Annotated in this window: 17 protein-coding genes; 12 read left to right on the top strand and 5 right to left on the bottom strand. The window is 37.7% G+C overall.

Annotation, left to right across the window (positions count from 1 at the left end):
- Positions 1-117 precede the first annotated feature (117 nt).
- The 5 genes from OPF91_RS11945 to proC all read right to left on the bottom strand — a co-directional run bounded on the left by OPF91_RS11945 (position 118) and on the right by proC (position 4653).
- Complete coding sequence (locus OPF91_RS11945; RefSeq protein WP_264988975.1) at positions 118-939, bottom strand: hypothetical protein; 822 nt, start codon at positions 937-939, stop codon at positions 118-120.
- A complete protein-coding gene (locus tag OPF91_RS11940; protein ID WP_264988974.1) occupies positions 920-1699 on the bottom strand; it encodes a hypothetical protein in 780 nt (259 codons plus the stop codon). The genes OPF91_RS11945 and OPF91_RS11940 overlap by 20 nt, the downstream gene beginning before the upstream one ends.
- A 117-nt stretch (positions 1700-1816) precedes the next feature.
- On the bottom strand, positions 1817-2224 hold the full coding sequence (locus OPF91_RS11935; RefSeq protein WP_264988973.1) for a hypothetical protein: 408 nt from the start codon (positions 2222-2224) through the stop codon (positions 1817-1819).
- A gap of 564 nt (positions 2225-2788) precedes the next feature.
- The gene (gene namA / locus OPF91_RS11930; protein ID WP_264988972.1) at positions 2789-3799 is read right to left on the bottom strand and encodes an NADPH dehydrogenase NamA; all 1011 of its coding nucleotides are present in this window, start codon (positions 3797-3799) and stop codon (positions 2789-2791) included.
- Between the two features lie 47 nt (positions 3800-3846).
- On the bottom strand, positions 3847-4653 hold the full coding sequence (gene proC, locus OPF91_RS11925; RefSeq protein ID WP_264988971.1) for a pyrroline-5-carboxylate reductase: 807 nt from the start codon (positions 4651-4653) through the stop codon (positions 3847-3849).
- Between the two features lie 635 nt (positions 4654-5288).
- Here proC and OPF91_RS11920 point away from each other — a divergent pair.
- The 12 genes from OPF91_RS11920 to OPF91_RS11865 all read left to right on the top strand — a co-directional run bounded on the left by OPF91_RS11920 (position 5289) and on the right by OPF91_RS11865 (position 19730).
- Entirely contained in the window at positions 5289-6236 is a 948-nt protein-coding gene (locus OPF91_RS11920; protein WP_264988970.1) for an MBL fold metallo-hydrolase, read from the top strand.
- A 9-nt stretch (positions 6237-6245) separates the two neighbouring features.
- Positions 6246-6995 carry an SDR family NAD(P)-dependent oxidoreductase gene (locus tag OPF91_RS11915; protein WP_264988969.1) on the top strand — a complete coding sequence of 250 codons (750 nt, stop codon included), beginning with the start codon at positions 6246-6248 and terminating at the stop codon, positions 6993-6995.
- Between the two features lie 131 nt (positions 6996-7126).
- Entirely contained in the window at positions 7127-8320 is a 1194-nt protein-coding gene (locus tag OPF91_RS11910; RefSeq protein ID WP_264988968.1) for an argininosuccinate synthase, read from the top strand.
- A 71-nt stretch (positions 8321-8391) separates the two neighbouring features.
- On the top strand, positions 8392-9765 hold the full coding sequence (gene argH, locus OPF91_RS11905) for an argininosuccinate lyase (protein WP_264988967.1): 1374 nt from the start codon (positions 8392-8394) through the stop codon (positions 9763-9765).
- Between the two features lie 409 nt (positions 9766-10174).
- Positions 10175-13888, top strand: coding sequence for a DUF8508 domain-containing protein (locus OPF91_RS11900; protein ID WP_264988966.1), 3714 nt, complete (start codon positions 10175-10177; stop codon positions 13886-13888).
- A gap of 114 nt (positions 13889-14002) precedes the next feature.
- Positions 14003-15256, top strand: coding sequence for an alpha/beta hydrolase (locus tag OPF91_RS11895; RefSeq protein WP_264988965.1), 1254 nt, complete (start codon positions 14003-14005; stop codon positions 15254-15256).
- A 318-nt stretch (positions 15257-15574) separates the two neighbouring features.
- Entirely contained in the window at positions 15575-16450 is an 876-nt protein-coding gene (locus OPF91_RS11890) for a phosphotransferase (protein WP_264988964.1), read from the top strand.
- A gap of 384 nt (positions 16451-16834) precedes the next feature.
- The gene (locus OPF91_RS11885; protein ID WP_264988963.1) at positions 16835-16987 is read left to right on the top strand and encodes a YpzG family protein; all 153 of its coding nucleotides are present in this window, start codon (positions 16835-16837) and stop codon (positions 16985-16987) included.
- Positions 16988-17133: 146 nt separating this feature from the next.
- Positions 17134-17475 (top strand): RpnC/YadD family protein, encoded by a 342-nt coding sequence (locus OPF91_RS11880; protein WP_264988962.1) that lies wholly within the window; start codon positions 17134-17136, stop codon positions 17473-17475.
- Between the two features lie 269 nt (positions 17476-17744).
- Positions 17745-18383, top strand: a complete 639-nt coding sequence (locus OPF91_RS11875; protein ID WP_373877051.1) for a metal-binding protein ZinT — start codon at positions 17745-17747, stop codon at positions 18381-18383.
- 110 nt (positions 18384-18493) lie between these two features.
- On the top strand, positions 18494-18853 hold the full coding sequence (locus tag OPF91_RS11870) for a hypothetical protein (protein WP_264988960.1): 360 nt from the start codon (positions 18494-18496) through the stop codon (positions 18851-18853).
- A gap of 1 nt (position 18854) precedes the next feature.
- A complete protein-coding gene (locus OPF91_RS11865; protein ID WP_264988959.1) occupies positions 18855-19730 on the top strand; it encodes a GNAT family N-acetyltransferase in 876 nt (291 codons plus the stop codon).
- Positions 19731-19791: the final 61 nt, after the last annotated feature.

Genomic DNA, 19791 nt, shown 5'->3' with positions numbered 1-19791 from the left:
GGGATACTATTATTACTGTACATAGAAAAGACTAGGAGTGCATTTGTAATAAATGTGGCTATGATGAATAATAATTTTTTTGGTGTTATTATACATAAAAAGTGATAATTTATGATTCTAGCTAACATGATTCTTACTCTCTTTCTCTAAAAGGATATCTACTCGGTTAACAGTAAATAAACCAATCAAATACATGATGAAAATTAAGAGAATCCAATATAGAACGATACTGTATGGAAATTGTTGCTGACTTATATTAAATCGATAAATATATTGTAGAATATTTACATGGTCAGTAAAAAGATATCTAGATAGACCATCAAATTTGCCTAATGTTATGGAGATATTTAGTAAATTTAATATAAAAACAGCCATAAATGAAATCATTGTTTTTCTTGTCCATAGAAATATCAGAAAATAAATTAGTCCTAATAAAAATAAAATAAGCCATAGCAATATGATCGTTACTATGGAGTATAGTATAGGAGAATAATTAGATAAAAAAATAGCATAATTTTCATAATAATTAAGAGCAAATTCACTCCAAGTATTCTTAAAGCTAAAAACAAATACAGATTGTAGCAACATAATACCAACAACTGTAAGGGAAAAAGTAGCCGCTAGTTGAGTAATAAAAATTACATTCATTTGATACCATTGTCGTTTACTCTTAAATCGAAAGGCTATATAATTTTGAACATCACCTACTGAAAAATGTACAGTAATAACTATTAAAAACATTGGTATCATTATGTAGGATAGGGGAAGAAAGCTAGTTATCTTCATCAACAAATCATATACGTTAGTTTCTAAGTCATTCTCCACTGTTGAAAATAAAAGATCTAGACTGTATAGTGAAAGCAAAATAAGAATTAGCATAGTGATATTTTTGTTATAAAAAGCCTTTATCAACTCATTATTACATATTTTTTTGTTCAATCTTATAACCTCCTATAAAGAAAGTTATGATTCCAATCATACATAATATAATTCCATACAAGCATCGTTGTGTAAAATTCACTCCAAAATGATTAACATCATATAACACTGCTGCATTTAAATATGTATGAATGTTAATTAATACGGTTGCAGAAAAAATATAGTAGATGAAAGGTAGCAATACAACCAAATAAACGTTTTGGATAAATGTTGATATACCTAAAGCAAAAGTGGCGAAGGTAAATCCACAGAAAAACAAAACGATTAAAATAATTAAAATAACGATAATAGGTGAATGGATACCTAAACTTTCAAAGTATTCAAACGTTTCCATCTGTTCTTTTGCCATTGGAATATGTGTAAAAACTTTGATTCCCAAAAGAAATAACAATGAAATAAATGGACCAATAAATAAAACAAATCCTCCAACAAGTCCATTTACCAATAACCTTATCAATCTATATCTAATTTTACTCATTCGAATATAGATATATTTATTTAATCCAGTCTTACAATCACTTACATAGGATGTGGCAAAGGGTAAGCAACTAATAATTGGAAAAGCAATAATTAAAAAATTAGCTGTCCCAGAATTATAACCTGATAAAAATAAATATAAAACGGATATATCACCATATTTAATCCAACTTATGTATTCAAACATACCTCCAAATACTAAGACTATCGAAAAGATGGCTGTAAAAAGAGTTATTTTCGAGAAAAATGCTCGTTTAAATTCTTCTTTTACGTAAGAATTCATATATGACACCTCAAAACACATTTATTTTATTATGTAACCTCAAATTTGTGGTGCAGTCTATCATTTAATGAAAATCAAAAGCATCATCACTATCCAAAATAGTAGGATGATATGTAGCTAATGAATAAATGTCCTATTAATTGGGTGTCCATTCTCCAGAAGTTTGAATATCTTCAAGTGTCCCCGTAGAAGTTGAGATATTAAGAAGCACTTTTTATCTTTCCATGTACTAGCAGCTGTATAGTCCATTGTTTTTTTCCCTGTTGTCGAATAGGAAACCTTTGAAGAAATATTTGAGCCTGATGTATCTTCAATCCAAGAAACTAATTTTCCATCTTTTTCAATATAATTTACTTGGTTATAGGCTGATCCAGTAGTTGTTTTTGTCATAGCTGTTGTTTCATAGTCATTAAAGGTTGGTACATTGGCTGAGTAACTCTCCCATGTTGCTGCGGCAGCACCCATTGCTGAAGTCATTACACCAACTACAACAGTAGCTGCCATGATTTTTATTGTTTTTTTCATTATTTTTCCCTATTTAATGAATACTAAATAATTAAAGTTTGAAATGAAAAGACTTACACCGCGAATCAAAATATAAAATAATTTGGTTTAATAGTAAATGGTTTCGGCAAAAATAGGTAATTATCGACAATTATCGACAGTTCTTAAATGGTGGTTTTACGGAAAACATTTTGTTACAGAGGGCATAATATCATTTGTACCAGTAATCAGTTGGCACACTGACAATGGTATTTGAAGTTGGACTATCGGCATCACACGATGAAATATTCGTGTCTCAGTAATAGAGGATAATCCATTCGTCTATTTATTAGCTATAGTAATTGGTGCAGCAGTTATGGTTGTGATTATGGAATTATTGAAAAACAGTGGATGAATAACAAAACAGCTTGCTCGCTTTTTATGCGAATAAGCTGTTTTTATGTTTACTGAAAAAAGGTTGTGTTAATGTTAGAAAACTAACACGTGGTCTTCATACTAATCAATTCTATTACTAGAATATTTTTGATAGCAGTTTATCGATAAATTTGTATAGAATATCGACAAATTTCTACACAGGATGCAATTTTACCAGCCTCTTACATACTGCACAGGTGGCTGAATCTCTGCTCGCAATTCTTTCGCAGCATGAAGGGGCCAATACGGTTCACGCAATAGGGCACGAGCTAGGAAAATTAAATCGGCTCGTTGATTTTGTAAAATTTCTTCTGCTTGAATGGCTGTTGTAATCAGACCAACTGCGCCTGTAGGGATACCAGCCTCTCGTTTAATCGTTTCAGCATGTGGTACTTGGTAGCCTGGGAATGCATGGATAGAGGCTTCCACAACGCCACCTGTTGACACATCCACTAAATCCACACCTTGTGATTTCATCCAACGGCTAAAGACAATGAAATCCTCCATTGTTGTACCATCCTCGGCGTAATCCTCCGCAGACACACGTACAAGTAGTGGCCCAGTCCACACACTGCGTATCACATCAATGACTTGACGTAGTAGACGGTAGCGATTTTCCTGTGAGCCACCGTATGGATCTGTACGCTTATTTGTAGCAGGAGATAAAAATTCACTTAGTAAATAGCCATGTGCAGCGTGAATTTCAAGTGCGTCAAAGCCAGCTTGTGCAGCACGAACGGCAGCTTGTTTAAAGGCTTCGACAACATAGGCAATATCATCTAATGTCATTTCCTGTGGTGTACGATAAGCATCACTAAAGGCGATAGCAGATGGGGCAAAAATGTCACCATCCACCGTTGCCTTCCGTCCTGCATGAGCAAGCTGGATAGCGGTTTTTGCTCCATACGCCTTCATACTGTCAACTAATTGACGTAAACCTTCTATATGGGCATCATCCCAAATACCAAGGTCCTTACTTGAAATACGACCTTCTGGCACAATGCCTGTTGCTTCTACAATAATAAGCCCAGCTTGACCTGCTGCTCGTGTAGCATAATGCACAAGATGAAAGGGTGTGACGCGTCCATCCTCTTCTGCTGAATACATACACATAGGCGCCATTACAATACGATTTTTTAAAGTGATTGATTGCAACTGATAGGGTTCAAATAATTTTGCCATCGAAAAGCCTCCTTAAAATCCAAGTAGTCAGCTTTATTTTGCCTTGATTAAGAATGTTTTGCAAGTGAACGAGATCTTGCTTCGGCTTCTTTAATACAAGCTTCAATTGCCGCTTGGAATTGATGAAGCTCTAGTGCATTAATACCCGCTTCTGTTGTACCACCTGGACTCGTCACTTTTCGACGTAGTACAGTAGGCTCTTCTACCGACTGTTTCAACATTTCAGCTGTACCTGCCAACGTTTGAGTCATCAGTAGGCGCACAGTATCCTTTGACAAGCCGACTTGTGTGCCAACACGTTCAAATGCTTCCATTAAATAATAAATATAAGCAGGGCCACTACCTGAAAGGGCTGTCACCGCATGTAATTGATCTTCCTCTACCTCAATAACTTCACCAATAGCAGCAAGTAATTGCAAAAATTGTGTGCGTTGTGTAGCACTAATTTGCTCATTAAAGGCAATGCCACTAGCTGACATGCCAATAGTAGCTGACGTGTTAGGCATCACACGCGCGACAGGACGATCGCCTAAATAATGAGTAATCGTTTCGATGGATGTGCCTGCAAGTACAGATAAAATGGTTGTATGCGCCGCAAGCTTTGGTTGTAGTGCTTGCATCGCTTCGACAGCATCCTTTGGTTTCATGGCTAAAATAATGATGTCTGCTTGCTGATACGTACTTTCATCAAACTCACTATGAATGCCATATGTTTGTGTTAAAAATTGTAGTCTTTCTTTGTCAGAGCGATTGATTACATAAATTTCTTGTGGTGTGAGCACCTCTTTCTTAATCCAACCTTGTATTAAAGCCTCTGCCATATAGCCTGCACCAATAAATATAATTTTTTTCATTTAAAAAACCTCCATTTAAATTCAACAAAATCCATAATAGCCATCAGGACTTTTAGTTTGATTCGGTGAATGTCATTTGTAGTATCTGCTACTAAACTATTTATCTTGATTCAGCAAATGTTTTCTGCGCGAAAGTGAAACGTCAGCGGCAAATAAAAAGACATTCACTGAATCAAGATAAAGCCTCGGCGGATGTCATGGATTTGGAAGAGGAACTTTCCGAGTGAACTCGGAAAAATCCAGACGCAATTACGCTGGGGCGTAATTGATTGAACCAAAATAAAAAGCGCCCCCGTCCTTCATAAATAAAGGACGAAGACGCTACAATCTCCGCGGTACCACCTTAGTTTGCCAATTAGCACAACTTCTGTCCCTTTTATCGCAAGGGAGACGGTTATGTTTGCATAACTGCTCGGAAGTAGGTTCAGTAATGGGGAGCAGTGATGTACCTTTCACCAAAATGGCACACTCTCTAACACGTTCCAGCATTACTTACTTGGCTTCTTCAACGCACTAAAATAATTTGATTATTCAAAATTATAGTGATAATTTAGCTCGATGTCAACTAAAGGATGACGAAAAGAGCAAAAACTTGTAAAATAATATGAATCAATATTCAGAGGAGCGAAACCATCGTGCATATACATAAAATAGAAATACCAACGCCTTATGCGGTAGGGGATGTTAATGCGTTTGTTGTGAAAGGAGACGCATTGACTATTTTCGATGTTGGACCAAAGACAGCAGAGGCGTATGAAGCATTACAGCAAGGTGTAAAGGCTGCTGGCTTTGCTATGACCGATATCGAGCAAGTTGTACTGACACATCATCATCCAGATCATGCAGGATGGGTAGAAGCCTTTCCGAATGCGACAATTTTAGGGCATCTTTATAATGATAAATGGCTGCGTCATGACGAGGAATTTTTGCGCTATCATGAAGCGTTTTATCGTGAGCGTTTATTTGAGCATGGTGTGCCACAGGAATATATTGCTCCAAGTGTCCATGTACGACGGGAATTAGAGCTTGTAGGGAAACGTCCATTAACACATATTTTAGCGGATGGCGATGAAGTGCCAGGGCATCCTGGATTGAAGGCATTTGAAACGCTTGGTCATGCACAAAGTCATCTTATTTTTTGGGATGAGGCATCACATCGTGTAATTGGTGGCGATTTACTATTAGATAAAATTACACCCAATCCATTAATTGAACCACCATTAGATCGTACAGTGGGACGTACAAAATCATTGCTGCAATACAATGAATCATTAGAAATTTTACGTCAGCTTCCTGTGACGACAATGTATACGGGGCATGGGGCAGATTTAACGGATATACCTGTATTGATTGAGACACGACTAGCAAGACAGTATGAACAGTCTATGAAGGTCTATGAGCTGTTTGGAGACGATGCTTTAACGGTTGTCCAAATGACGAAGCGAGTATATCCAGCGATTTTTCAGCGTCAATTAGGTTTAACGATGTCCAAAACGTTAGGGCATTTAGATTATTTGGAGGCAAATGGCTTGATTACTTCCTTCCAAACAGCAGAGGGCATTTATTTATTCAAACGAAAGTAGTGGTTGTGTATGCAGAAAAAAACGATTTTTGTGACAGGGGCAACAAGTGGTGTTGGCTTGAAAATAACGGAATTTTTAGTGGTACAAGGTCATACAGTTTATGCGACAGGACGGAATGTAGTAGCGTTAAAGGCATTGGAGCGATTAGGTGCACATGTTATACAGGCTGATTTGCAAAATATAGAAGAAATTGATGCAGTATGTGCACAGCTACCTAGTATAGATGTGGCTATTTTATCCGCAGGGGTAGGGCGATTTGCCATAGCGCCAGAGCTGTCAGATGAAGCGATTGCTGAAATGGTGGCACTTAATATTAGCGTGCCGATTTATGTGACAAAGCGTATTGTGCAACCGATGATGCTACGTAAACAAGGGCATATTATTATAATGGGCTCACAAGCAGGCAAAGTAGCAACGCCAAAAGCGAGTGTCTATGCGGCGACCAAGCATGCGATGGTCGGCTTTACCAATGGGCTACGAATGGAGCTAGCACCGTATCATATTAAAGTGACAGCGATTCACCCAGGTCCAATCGACACACCTTTTTTAGATAAAGCAAGTGATGATACAGGCTACCGTCAATCACTAGGCCGCTATCTATTGTCTCCAGAGGAAGTCGCACTGGCAGTCATGAAAACGATTGAACGCCCTGTAAGAGAAGTAAATTTGCCAAGGTTTATGGGATGGACGAGCAAGCTGTATGCACTCGCTCCTGCAGCTATTGAATATGTAGGAAAGTCATTTTTTCATAAAAAATAATAAATGTTATACAATAAAATTAATAAAAATACACTTGTTTTTATTTTTATACTATGCTACTATGTGTGTATAAAGTTTTGTATTTATGAATAAATATACGAATATCGCACAGCAATTGGAGGCATACATTTATGACAAATAAAAAAGTAGTATTAGCATATTCAGGTGGTCTTGATACATCTGTCGCCATTCCATGGTTAAAGGAGCAGGGCTGGGATGTAATCGCTGTTTGCTTGGATGTCGGAGAAGGCAAAGACCTTGAATTTATTAAAAATAAAGCATTACAAGTAGGTGCAGTGGAATCCTATATGGTGGATGCTAAAGATGAGTTTGCAGAGGAGTATGCACTGATTTCCTTGCAGGCACATACATGGTATGAGCAAAAATATCCGTTAGTATCAGCGCTATCTCGTCCATTAATTTCAAAAAAATTAGTGGAGATTGCGAACCAAGTAGGCGCAGATGCAGTGGCACATGGCTGTACGGGTAAAGGGAATGACCAAGTACGCTTTGAAGTATCCATTAAAGCATTAAATCCAAATTTAGAGGTACTAGCGCCTGTACGTGAGTGGGGCTGGAGCCGTGATGAGGAAATCGAATATGCGACAAAGCATAATGTACCGATTCCTGCAACACTTGATTCACCGTTCTCTATTGACCAAAACCTTTGGGGACGTGCGAATGAAGCTGGTGTGATGGAAGATCCTTGGGTATCGCCGCCAGAGGAAGCATATGGCTTAACGGTATCACTTGAAAATGCACCAGATGAAGCGGCATTCGTGGAAATCGAATTTGTAGCAGGCAAGCCAGTTGCCTTAAATGGTCAGGAAATGAAGCTGGCAGATTTAATTCAAGAGTTAAATGCTGTAGCAGGTGCGCATGGCGTTGGACGTATCGACCATGTGGAAAACCGTTTAGTTGGTATTAAATCACGTGAAGTATATGAAATTCCTGGTGCAAAAGTGTTATTAACAGCGCATAAAGAGCTAGAGGATTTAACACTTGTAAAGGAATTGGCACACTTTAAGCCAGTCATTGAGAAAAAGCTATCCGAGCTAATTTATGAAGGCTTATGGTTCTCTCCATTACGTGAGGCATTAGAGGCATTTTTAGCGGAATCACAAAAATTTGTTAACGGTACAGTGCGTGTGAAGCTATTTAAAGGACATGCGATTGTAGAAGGACGTAAATCGCCGAATTCATTATATAGTGAGAAATTAGCAACTTACTCGAAGGAAGACCAATTCAACCATGCATCAGCAGTAGGCTTTATCGAGCTATGGGGACTACCAACTGTTGTCAATGCTGCGGTGAATCAAAAATAAAGACGAAAAGGTGTAGCGTAGCTTGATGCGACGTTACACTTTTTACTAGATGAAAGAATAGGTGAACGGTTATGACAAAACTTTGGGGCGGGCGTTTCCAAAAATCAGCGGAGGCATGGGTCGATGAATTCGGTGCATCCATTGGCTTTGACCAACAGCTTGTATTAGAAGATTTAGAGGGCAGTGTTGCACATGTGACGATGCTTGGTGCTACAGGTATTTTGCCAGCCACTGATGTGGAGGCGATTCTTGGTGGGCTTGCACAGCTACGTGAAAAGGCGATGGCAGGTGAGCTTGAATTTACGGTGGCAAATGAGGATATTCATTTAAATTTAGAAAAAATGCTGATTGATTTAATTGGTCCTGTCGGTGGTAAATTACATACAGGCCGTAGCCGTAATGACCAAGTGGCGACAGATATGCATATTTTCCTGAAAAAGCGTGTACAGGAGACGATTGATTGTATCAAAGCCTTCCAGCAAACATTAATCGATAAAGCAGAGGTACATGTAGAAACGATTGCACCAGGCTATACGCATTTACAGCGTGCCCAGCCGATTTCCTTTGCCCATCATTTAATGGCGTATTTTTGGATGCTAGAGCGTGATAAACAGCGCTTTATAGAGTCCATCAAGCGCATTGATATTTTACCATTAGGCGCAGGAGCAATGGCTGGTACGACCTTCCCGATTGACCGTTTACAATCAGCGGAGTTACTAGGCTTTAGTGAGGTTTATGCTAATTCGATGGATGCGGTGAGTGACCGTGATTTTATTGTGGAATTTTTAAGCAATGCATCCCTACTAATGGCCCATTTATCTCGCTTTGCAGAAGAAATTATTCTATGGTCTACAGATGAATTTAAATTTATCGAGCTAGATGATGCGTTTTCTACAGGCTCATCCATTATGCCACAAAAGAAAAATCCTGATATGGCAGAGTTAATTCGTGGAAAAACAGGTCGTGTTTATGGTAATTTAATGGGCTTGTTAACCGTATTGAAGGGTACACCATTAACGTATAATAAGGATATGCAGGAAGATAAAGAAGGCATGTTTGATACCGTGCACACAATTTTAGGCTCACTGAAAATCTTTGAGGGTATGGTGCGCACAATGACAGTCAATACCGAACGTTTACAACAGGCGGTACACAGCGACTTCTCCAATGCAACAGAGCTAGCGGATTATTTAGCGACAAAAGGTATGCCGTTCCGTGAAGCACATGAGGTGACAGGTAAGCTTGTCTTTACATGTATTCAAAAAGGGATTTACTTATTAAATTTACCACTTGAAGAGATGCAAAAGGAAAGTAGCTTGATTGAGGCAGATATTTATGATGTCTTAGCACCTGAAGCGGCTGTGCGTCGCCGTCATTCATTAGGTGGTACTGGCTTTGAGCAAGTCAGTCAGCAAATTGCAAAAGCGAAAACGTATCTTGTATAAAGTGTACAAACATTGTCCATAATAACAGCAGATACACTTTAGCAAGTGAATAGGATGAGGAGGATGCAGAATGAGTAGTTTAACGACAGGTGACAAACCATCTCAGGAAAGTCCGCCACAACTGTTTGATTTAGCGTAAGTGTGCAAAGACCTAGAAAACATTCTAGGTCTTTTTTCTTGTAGGGAAATTTTATCGGAACTTTGAATTTGTTTTCATAGGATGATTAGTTCCAAAGAATTAATTTCTATAGGACATAATAATTAAAATACAGTTTCTTAATATAAATTTACAAAAAATTAATAAAAGAAAACGCTTTATTTGCTACAATGTTAGACGTATGACAAGTGAGGGGATGAATGGCTCATCTGTATTGTCTAACATATAAAGCAAATAAAGGGGAATAGAGAGATGAGATATGGAAAATGGCGTAAATCGTTCAATATGCTAGCTGCTTCTGCATTAGTTGTCAGCGCAGTAGCACCAGCAACGCCGATTATAGCAAGTGCAGCAACAACTTTAACGGTGGCAGAGGCAATTGGAGTATATGATGCTACAAAGAAAGTCTCGTCAACAACAGTTCGTGGTTATATTGTTGGTTATGTGGAATCAGCAACCAGTGTTGTCCCAACCGCAGGAGATAATAATAACCTTGCCATTGCAGACACTCCAAATGAGACTGACCCTGAAAAAATGTTATTTGTACAATTGACTACTAATTATCGTTCAGCTTTTGGATTACAATCAAATCCAACGATAATTGGTCAACAAATTGAAGTAACAGGAAGTTTAGAGAAGTACTTTAGTGAACATGCAGGTTTAAAATCACCATCTGCCATCACACCAGTAGGATGGGTGCCAACAACACCACAACCACCAGTATCAGCACCGCCTATTACAATTGCAGCAGCACATGCGCAACAAACAGGTACAGTCACTATTCAAGGTACGGTAACGGCAAAATTGAAAAATACGATTGCGGTGCAAGATGCAACAGGTGGTATCGCTGTTCGTCCTACATCACTTCAAGTAGCAGAAGGTGACCTTGTGACATTAACAGGTACACTGTCTAACTACAAAGGCTTATTACAATTGGATTCAGCGACAGTAACATCAAAAGATACAGGCACAATTATAATGCCAAAACTAATTGCTGGTGCAGAGGTAAATGAAAGTCATGAATCACAACTAGTTACAGTGCAAAACATCTCGTTACAGGCTGGTGTAAATGGTAACTATAGAGCAACTGATGACAACAATAATACATTCATTGTGCGTGATGAAACAGGGCAACTAGGCTTACTTGCTAGCCGTTACTTATCTATTACAGGTATCGTGCAGCAATTTGATAATGACTATCAAATTATTCCACGCTCAACGGCAGATGTAGTAATTGATTCATCTATTTTATTACCACCAACAGCCAACCCAGCAGGTGGCACAATTGTAGGAAGTAGTAAAGATATAGAATTAATAGCAACAACAGCAAATGCACAAATTTTCTATACAACAGATGGTTCAGACCCAAGAACAAATAGTGGCAAACCATATATTGGACCAATTACTATAACAACAGACACAGTATTAAAAGCAGTTGTGAAAACAGCGGATAATCAATACAGTGATGTGATTACAGAGAATTATAAACTTGTAGATAAATTGCGTATTCATGATATTCAAGGCGCAGGACATAAATCACCATATGCTGGTCAAACGGTAAGTGGTATCGAAGGTATTGTGACATCGACGTATGCTCTAAATGGTGCAGCATATTATACAATTCAAACACCTGATAATGAAGTTGACAATGATCCGAAGACGTCAGAAGGAATTACCCTGTATGCAAGCAAAGCACTCTCAACGATTAGCGTGGGTGATTTAGTCTCTGTCAAAGGAAAAGTATCTGACTATGCGATTGATGGTTATGATGAGCGTCAATCAACAGATTTATTAACAACACAAATCACGGTGGGTAGTACAGATGTAACACGTCTAGCACAAAATATGCCATTACCAACACCAATCACAATTAATGAAAACAATTTGCCAACAGGTGCGATTGATAGTGATAACTTAACAGTGTTCAATCCAGAAACAGATACAATTGACTTCTGGGAGAGCTTAGAAGGAATGCGCGTGCAAGTATCCAATGTTAAAGCAGTTGGTCCACAAGCAAAGGGTGATTTAACAACTGTGTTGCCAAGCAGAGCAACGAATACGAAACATGGTGGTGTTTTGTTAGAGAAGGACTATAAAAATCCTGATATTATCCAATTCCGTTTAGACCCTAATGGTGCTGCACGTGAATTTGCTGTAGCGACAGGTGACAAATTTGTAGGAGATATTATTGGTGTTGTCGGTTACTCTTATCAAAACTATAAAATTTACGCATCCTTAGCAGATATGGAAGCTGCACATGTTAAAGGCTCTGTAACGCCTGAAAAAACACATATTGTCAAAGATGCAAACAAGCTGACAATTGGCTCTTACAATCTTGAAAACTTCTCTAATAATAAAAAGGGAACATCTGATGATAAAGCGGCTAAATTAGCACGTGCGTTTGTACAAGACTTAAATAGCCCTGATATTGTCGGTGTTACAGAAGTACAGGATAATAATGGTGCTGATGACAATGGTGTCGCAGCAGCGAATGAGAGTTATGAGCGTCTAATCCAAGCTATCCAAGCGGCAGGTGGCGTAGAATATAAATATGCCAATATCGACCCAATTAACAATACAGATGGTGGTGCACCAGGTGCGAATATTCGTGTAGGTGTGTTATATAATCCGAATCGTGTATCTTTAAGTGATATTCCAGCGGGAGATGCAACAACAGCAGTTGGCTATGAAAATGGCAATTTAACGGTCAATCCAGGACGTATTGAGCCACAAAATCCTGCGTTCAACAATAGCCGTAAGCCATTAGCAGCACAATTTAACTTTAAGGGTGAGAAAGTGATTGTGATTGTCAACCATTGGAATTCAAAAAATGGCGATGATGCTTTATATGGCTCTAAGCAACCAGTTGTGAATAAAAGTGAAGTCCAACGTAAAAATATTGCAACGCTTGTAGAAGGCTTTATTAATAATGTAAAAACGAAAAATCCAAACGCAAATATTGTGGCAGTAGGGGATTTCAATGATTTCCAATTCGCAGATTCTGTGAAAATTTTAGAAAATCGACATATGACAAATATGATTAATAAACTGCCAGCGGAAGACCGTTATTCGTATGTATTCCAAGGTAGCTCACAAGTACTTGACCATATTTTAGTGTCGAATAATTTAGCAGCGAAAACAGAAATCGATGCCATTCATATTAATGCTGACTTCACCGATATGGCTGGTCGTGCAAGTGACCATGATCCAGTGCTTGTGCAAGTAGATGTGCGACCAACAGTAAGTCAGCCTAATCCACCAATCACACCAGAACCACCAGTAACAAATGAAGGTGGTAATAGCAACAATGGAACAGGTAATACAACAACACCAGAAACGAAGCCTGAAGTAAAACCAGAGACGAAACCAGAAACAAAACCTGAAACACCAAAGCCAGAAGAACCAGTAAAACCAGCACCATTTGTGCCGACAGATTTGCCAGCGAATCATTGGGCAACGAATTATATACAGCAAATGATTGATAAAGGCTTATTTAAAGGTGATGCAAATGGAGCAGTGAAACCAGATGCGAATATTACACGTGCACAATTTGCATCTATCCTTGCTCGTGCTTTTGATTTAAAAGGTGAAGGAAATGCACCATTTAGTGATATTAGTCACTATGCACCTGAAACACAAGCTGAAATGATAGCAGCTTTTGAAGCAGGACTGATTAAAGGCTCAGATGGAAAATACAGCCCATCAAATGAAGTAACACGTGCACAGGTGGCATTAATGCTATATCGTGCATACCAGTATATGACAGGGGAAAAGTATGTACCAGAAGGTAGTGCATCATTTGCTGACTTAGGGAAATATGATACAGAAACAATCGCAGCGATTACGATGCTTGAGGAATTAGGCATTGCATCAGGTTCTGCCGGTAAATTTAACCCATCTGCTTCTGCAACACGTGCACAAGTAGCGAAAATGGTTGTCAACTTCCTAACGATGCTGGATAAATAATAAATGATAAAAGAGTAATGATCTCGTAGATATGCGAAATCATTACTCTTTTTCTCTAATTGATTCTTTTTTAAAAATTGTGCTACTATATATATAACAGTTAGGAGGGATATCATGAAAAAATGGTTATGTCTTTGGCTGGTTGTATTTATTTTGACAGCTTGCACACAAAAGGAGGAGGAAAGCAATATGAATAAGCAATTCGTTGGTCGATGGGAAGGTATACTTACCACACCAAATGGCGCATTACCAATTGAAATGGATTTGCAAAGAGATAGTGGTACATTTTCTGTACCTGCACAAGGCTTAGCGAACTATCCATTGAAAAGCATTGCCTATAAAGGAGATGAGGTCAATATCACGATTAATCTAAAAGGCTCCATGGTTGGTATCAAAGGCACATTAAAAGACCAGCAAATTGAGGCAACATTCCAGCAAAATGGTGGTACATTTCAACTTGTGTTAAAGCCTTATCAGGAGCAATCTATTACTTATGATACGATAAAGGTTCCTGTCAAAAATGGTGAGCTGACAGTAGCGGTCCAAAAAGCAAGCAAGGAACTGTCACCTGTTGCTGTCATCATTGCAGGCTCAGGTCCAACAGATAAGGATGGCAATTCAGCTATTGGCGGAAAAAACAATAGTTTAAAAATGCTAGCAGAGCAATTAGCTACACAGGGGATTACAACCGTTCGTTACGATAAGCGAGGGATTGGGGATAATCAATCTTTGTTAATGAAGGAGCAGGATGTGACGATTGATGTGTATGCCGATGATGTTGTACAAATTTTGAACACATTAGCAGCGGAGAAAGCCTATTCAAGTATACATGTCATTGGACATAGTGAAGGCTCATTAATTGGCATATTAGCGGCACAAAAAACGCCAGTTACGTCCTTTATCTCCATTGCAGGTGCAGGTAGACCAATCGATGCTGTTTTACTAGAGCAGTTACAGGGACAATTACCACCACAGTTAATGGAGGAAGCAACAGCAGCTCTTGCTACATTAAAAAAAGGTGCATTCGTCCAAAATGTGTCGTCTGAACTACAATCGTTATTCCGTCCTTCGATACAGCCATATATGATATCATGGCTAAAATATGATCCTGCAAGTGAGCTAGCAAAAGTGAATAGTTCTGTCTTACTTATTCAAGGAACATCAGATTTACAAGTAGTTGGAACAGATGCAGAGGCATTGAAAAAAGGGAAGCCAGATGCCAAGCTGGTGTATATGGAAGGCATGAACCATGTGCTGAAAAATGCACCAATGGATCGTACGAGTAACTTAGCCACATATGCTGACCCATCATTACCATTGCACAAAGAATTAGTGCCAACTATCCAGCATTTTATTTTAGGAGAATAGTATGGTAGAGATAATCGCACCGCTAATTATGATGATTTTTTTATCATATTGGTTATTATATTGCCAAAAGAAAAAGGAGCATATGAACAGGAGTTAGAGGAACATTGATGTATGTTTAGTATAGATAACTTTTTGTACACAGAATGTCTATCCTTATGAGGATTTAAGTGTATACAAGTAATGATTTTAAAAAGCATCTCTACATTAGTAGATGTAGATTTATTTTGATTAACATGATGATATATATATCATTTTGCCTTATAGTTGTTATATGTAATAAATGCATAAATTACCTGACGATTTGAGGTGCACTATATAATGACTGGAATAGTAAACGTTAAAAATATAATCATGGATTTACAAGAAAAAGGTGTCATTAGTTCTAATCAACAAGATATTGATAGGATGAAGAGTGGCACTACAGATGGACTAGTATATACTCTTTTAGAAAAGGGTGTACCCAAATATGTTCTTAAGTTAGATGACCCTAAAAACATACAATTAACTGAGCAATTTTTCCATATGTATCAACATGTTAATTTATTACCTAAAATTTTTTATATAGATCCTAAAAAGGAATATATTCTCTACTCGTATATTGCAGGAACAACTCATTATAATCGTGGCTCTAAACTAGAATGGCTGACACTTTTAGTAAAAGAATTATTTAATCATTATGAACAATATGATCAAAATGCAAATTGGGGCAGATTAGGCGGAATCCCTAGACAAACTTGGTATGAATTTAATAGTTGTAGTTTGGAGTCAGCCTATATCAATATAGGTAGTTTATTGCCAAATGAGGATTATCAGAAAGTAAAATCCATCGTTGAGCGAATAGCTTTGTATGAAAAACAAGAAATGAAATATTTACTTCATGGTGATACGGGTGTTCACAATTTTGTGTTTGACAATAACGCAATAGTAGGCATTATAGATCCTTCGCCATTGATAGGCCCAATCATATATGATTTTACTTACGCATTTTGTTCATCACCTGATGATTTAAATTTAGAAACACTATTTAATTCATTCGCTTTACTTAAACAAGTGACATATATCGAAAAAACGCAGCTTATTGAAGAAGTTATTTTTCAGTTATATACGCGTATTGGTGTTTGTGTAAAAGTTCATCCACATGATTTAGAGGATTATCTTAAAGCATGGACATACTGGAGATCTTTGATGCCCTAATAGATTTATTACTTGGATATTTTTTGGCTTGAATCAGCAAATGCTATATCTATCGAAAGCAAGGTGATTGATACAACAGACATCTGTTTTTTATTTTTTTGACATTGACCGAAATTTATCGCTTATGAGAAGATAATCAAAATAGCAATTGAGGAGAAGAAACCGATGAGCAAGGTTTTCAGTTCATGCCTATTAGCCAATTAGCAGAGCGATTTCCAGAAGATTCTTGGTGGGCGAGGTTTTATAAGGCTTTGCTGAAAATGAAAAAGATATCGAAAAGGACTTTGAATAAGTGTAGTGTCTTACAATGCTCAAAAGTATAGCAATGTGATAAATCGTTCATACTACAGAAGATTTCACTTATGTAGATGAGGAGGCTGGATGATGAGTAAATTTGAACGATTAGACCCAAAATCTCAAAAAATCCACCGCAACTGGACGCGGATTAAGCATGCGAAAGCTCAAGTCAATGGTGAAACGGAAATCACGCTTCATAATCGAATCTTGAGAAGTGAAGCCAAAGCCCGACAGTTTTAATCAGCATCAAGTAATAAGTGCAATCAAGCCCAGAACATTCTGGGTTTTTTGTGTTGTTTGTGAGAATGAATGAGATGCAAGTGCATTGGGAGCGTTGTATAATAGCGATATAAGATAAACAGTCAGCAGTTGGCTATGTTGAAACAATGCTACGCTATATTTTTGATGCAGGGAATGATTTATCTAAACAGGATATGGTGCGTATCATTAAGCAACTAGAAACAAATGAGATGAAGGGAGAGGAGCTTGCTATGACATTAGCAGAAATGTGGAAAGAAATAGGTGTACAACAGGGGCTACAACAAGGAAAAAATGAAGCTTTACTTGAGGTCACATTACTCCAATTAACACACAAATTTGGCGCATTACCAAAAAATTTTAAAGAAGTTCTTGCTCAAGCAGATGCTCCAGCGCTCCAGTTAATTTTGACCAATATGTTCACGTTTGAGCATATAGATGAAGTGAAGCGTTATTTACATGTAGAGTAAAGGTTGGACCTAAAATAATATTCATCATTGCCATGCAACTCATGCATACAACAAGTTCAAACCTTCTTGACTAGCACATTTTCCTAGTCAAGAGGGATTTTTTTATGCAAAAATCCACTGCACATTGAAGAATGATGATACATGCTTGACAGGCTAGATACATACCGATATAATCATAAATCGTAATCATTACTATTTGTAGGAGGAGTAACATGAAAAAGAGAGATTTGAAAAAAGGTTTAGGCTTGTTGACGCTAAGTCTATTATTAATGGGATGTCAACAGGTAGAGGTAGCGCAAGAGGAGAAAAAAGAATCTGCACGGAAAGAGGAACATAGCCATGAGCATAGTCACAGCCATGATGAAGCAACAATGCAAATTTATAAGGGCTATTTTGAGGATGCTCAAGTGCAAGAACGGTCATTACAAGATTGGGAAGGAGATTGGCAATCCGTCTATCCTTATTTGCAAGATGGTACATTGGATGAGGTTTTCACATATAAGGTTGAGCAAGGTGGCGACAAGACATTTGAGGAATACAAGGACTATTATGCTATAGGCTATCAAACAACGGTTGGTCGTATTGCGATTAAAGGCAATGAGGTAACATTTTTTAACGAGGGACAAGAGTTAAGAGGCACATATCAGAACGATGGCTATGAGATTTTGACCTATGAAGCAGGAAATCGTGGAGTAAGATATAGCTTCAAGCTAGATGAGGCGAAAGAAGGGCTACCGCAGTATATCCAGTTTAGTGATCATAATATTTACCCAACAAAATCAGGTCATTATCATTTATATTGGGGAGATAATCGCGAGACATTGTTACAGGAAGTAGAGCATTGGCCAACCTATTATCCTATCCAGATGACTGGTCATGATATTGTACATGAGATGATAGCGCATTAGAATAACTTATACTACTGTTCGTTTCAATAGATACAGGATAGAGTTGAAGTGTTAAAAATTTCCGTTTATAATTATTTTAGACGAATTGTAAATGGAAGTGAACATATTCTATGAGAACAACAAGTTTGCTCATTATTTTGTTTTATAGTTTCCCCTTTGTCTATTTTGCGATGTATCAAGACTTTATGAATCAATCCATGCTTGGTTATTTATTGATACTAATTGCGGCTCCCTTTCTTGCTGTTCTGAGTATACGTTTTAGTCATAGATTGACATTTATCATAGGGAATAGTATATCTACACTTACTTCCTTTTATTTCATTCATCAAATGACGGAAAAAGTGCAATGGGGTTATTATTTTACACCGCTAACTGTCCATCAATTATTCATCGTTGTGAGTTTGTTAAATGTCATACTACAAATTATTACTATTAAGGTAGCCAAGTATAGAAAAGAGGGGGGAAGTTGATTTGTCTTATCAATTAGTTATCATCGACCAAGCACAGCAAACATACCGAGAAAGTTTTAATGAATTAGCAAAATTAATATTTGATTTGGATTTTCAGCCATGGTATAAGGAGGGCTGCTGGGGAGAGCAATATACTTGTTATGCCTACATAGACGAGGAACGAGTAATTGCCAATACCTCTGTTAGTAAAATGACCGTGATTATACATGGACAAGCCCATCAAGCTATACAGATTGGCACGGTGATGACACATCCAGATTATCGTCATCAGGGACTAGCTCGTCAATTAATGGAACATATTTTAACAGCATATCAAACAACATGTGATTTTATTTACTTATTTGCGAATGAAACAGTGCTCGATTTTTATCCGAAATTTGGCTTTACACGGGTGACGGAATATCAGTATTCGCTACCTGCTCATGCGATATCACCACAGCCACATACAAAGGTGCGTAAACTATCCATTGATAATGAAGAGGATCGACAATTAATGCGTCATTTTGCGAATCATCGTGTAGCGATTTCACAAACATTAGGTATTCAAAATGGTGATGGCTTACTCATGTTTTATTTTTTATTAGTCATGCCTGATGTGATTTACTACATAGAAGAGTATGAATGTATCGTGTTATTTGCAGAAGAAGATGGTGTATTAGCATTATTTGATATTATTAGTACATCCGAAATCGTACTGGAGAAAATTATTGGTACATTGATGACGGACGAAACGACGAAAATTATGCTTCATTTCATGTCATCACATCCAGAAGCGGTTAAAGAACGCATAGAACACAATGACGATGTATTATTTATACAGCAACAGGCTCATTTTAATGTAACATATCCGCTATTTCCATTCACCTCACATGCCTAAATTTTATCATGTGTCCTTCAATAATTTAGTATTCCTTAATATTTTATTAAAAAGCAATAGC

Origin of the sequence: Lysinibacillus piscis, assembly GCF_026012395.1 — a bacterium.
In the GTDB taxonomy this organism is placed as follows: Bacteria; Bacillota; Bacilli; order Bacillales_A; family Planococcaceae; genus Lysinibacillus; species Lysinibacillus piscis.
Note: the sequence above shows the minus strand (reverse complement) of the source record. Positions and strands in the feature narration are given on the sequence as shown.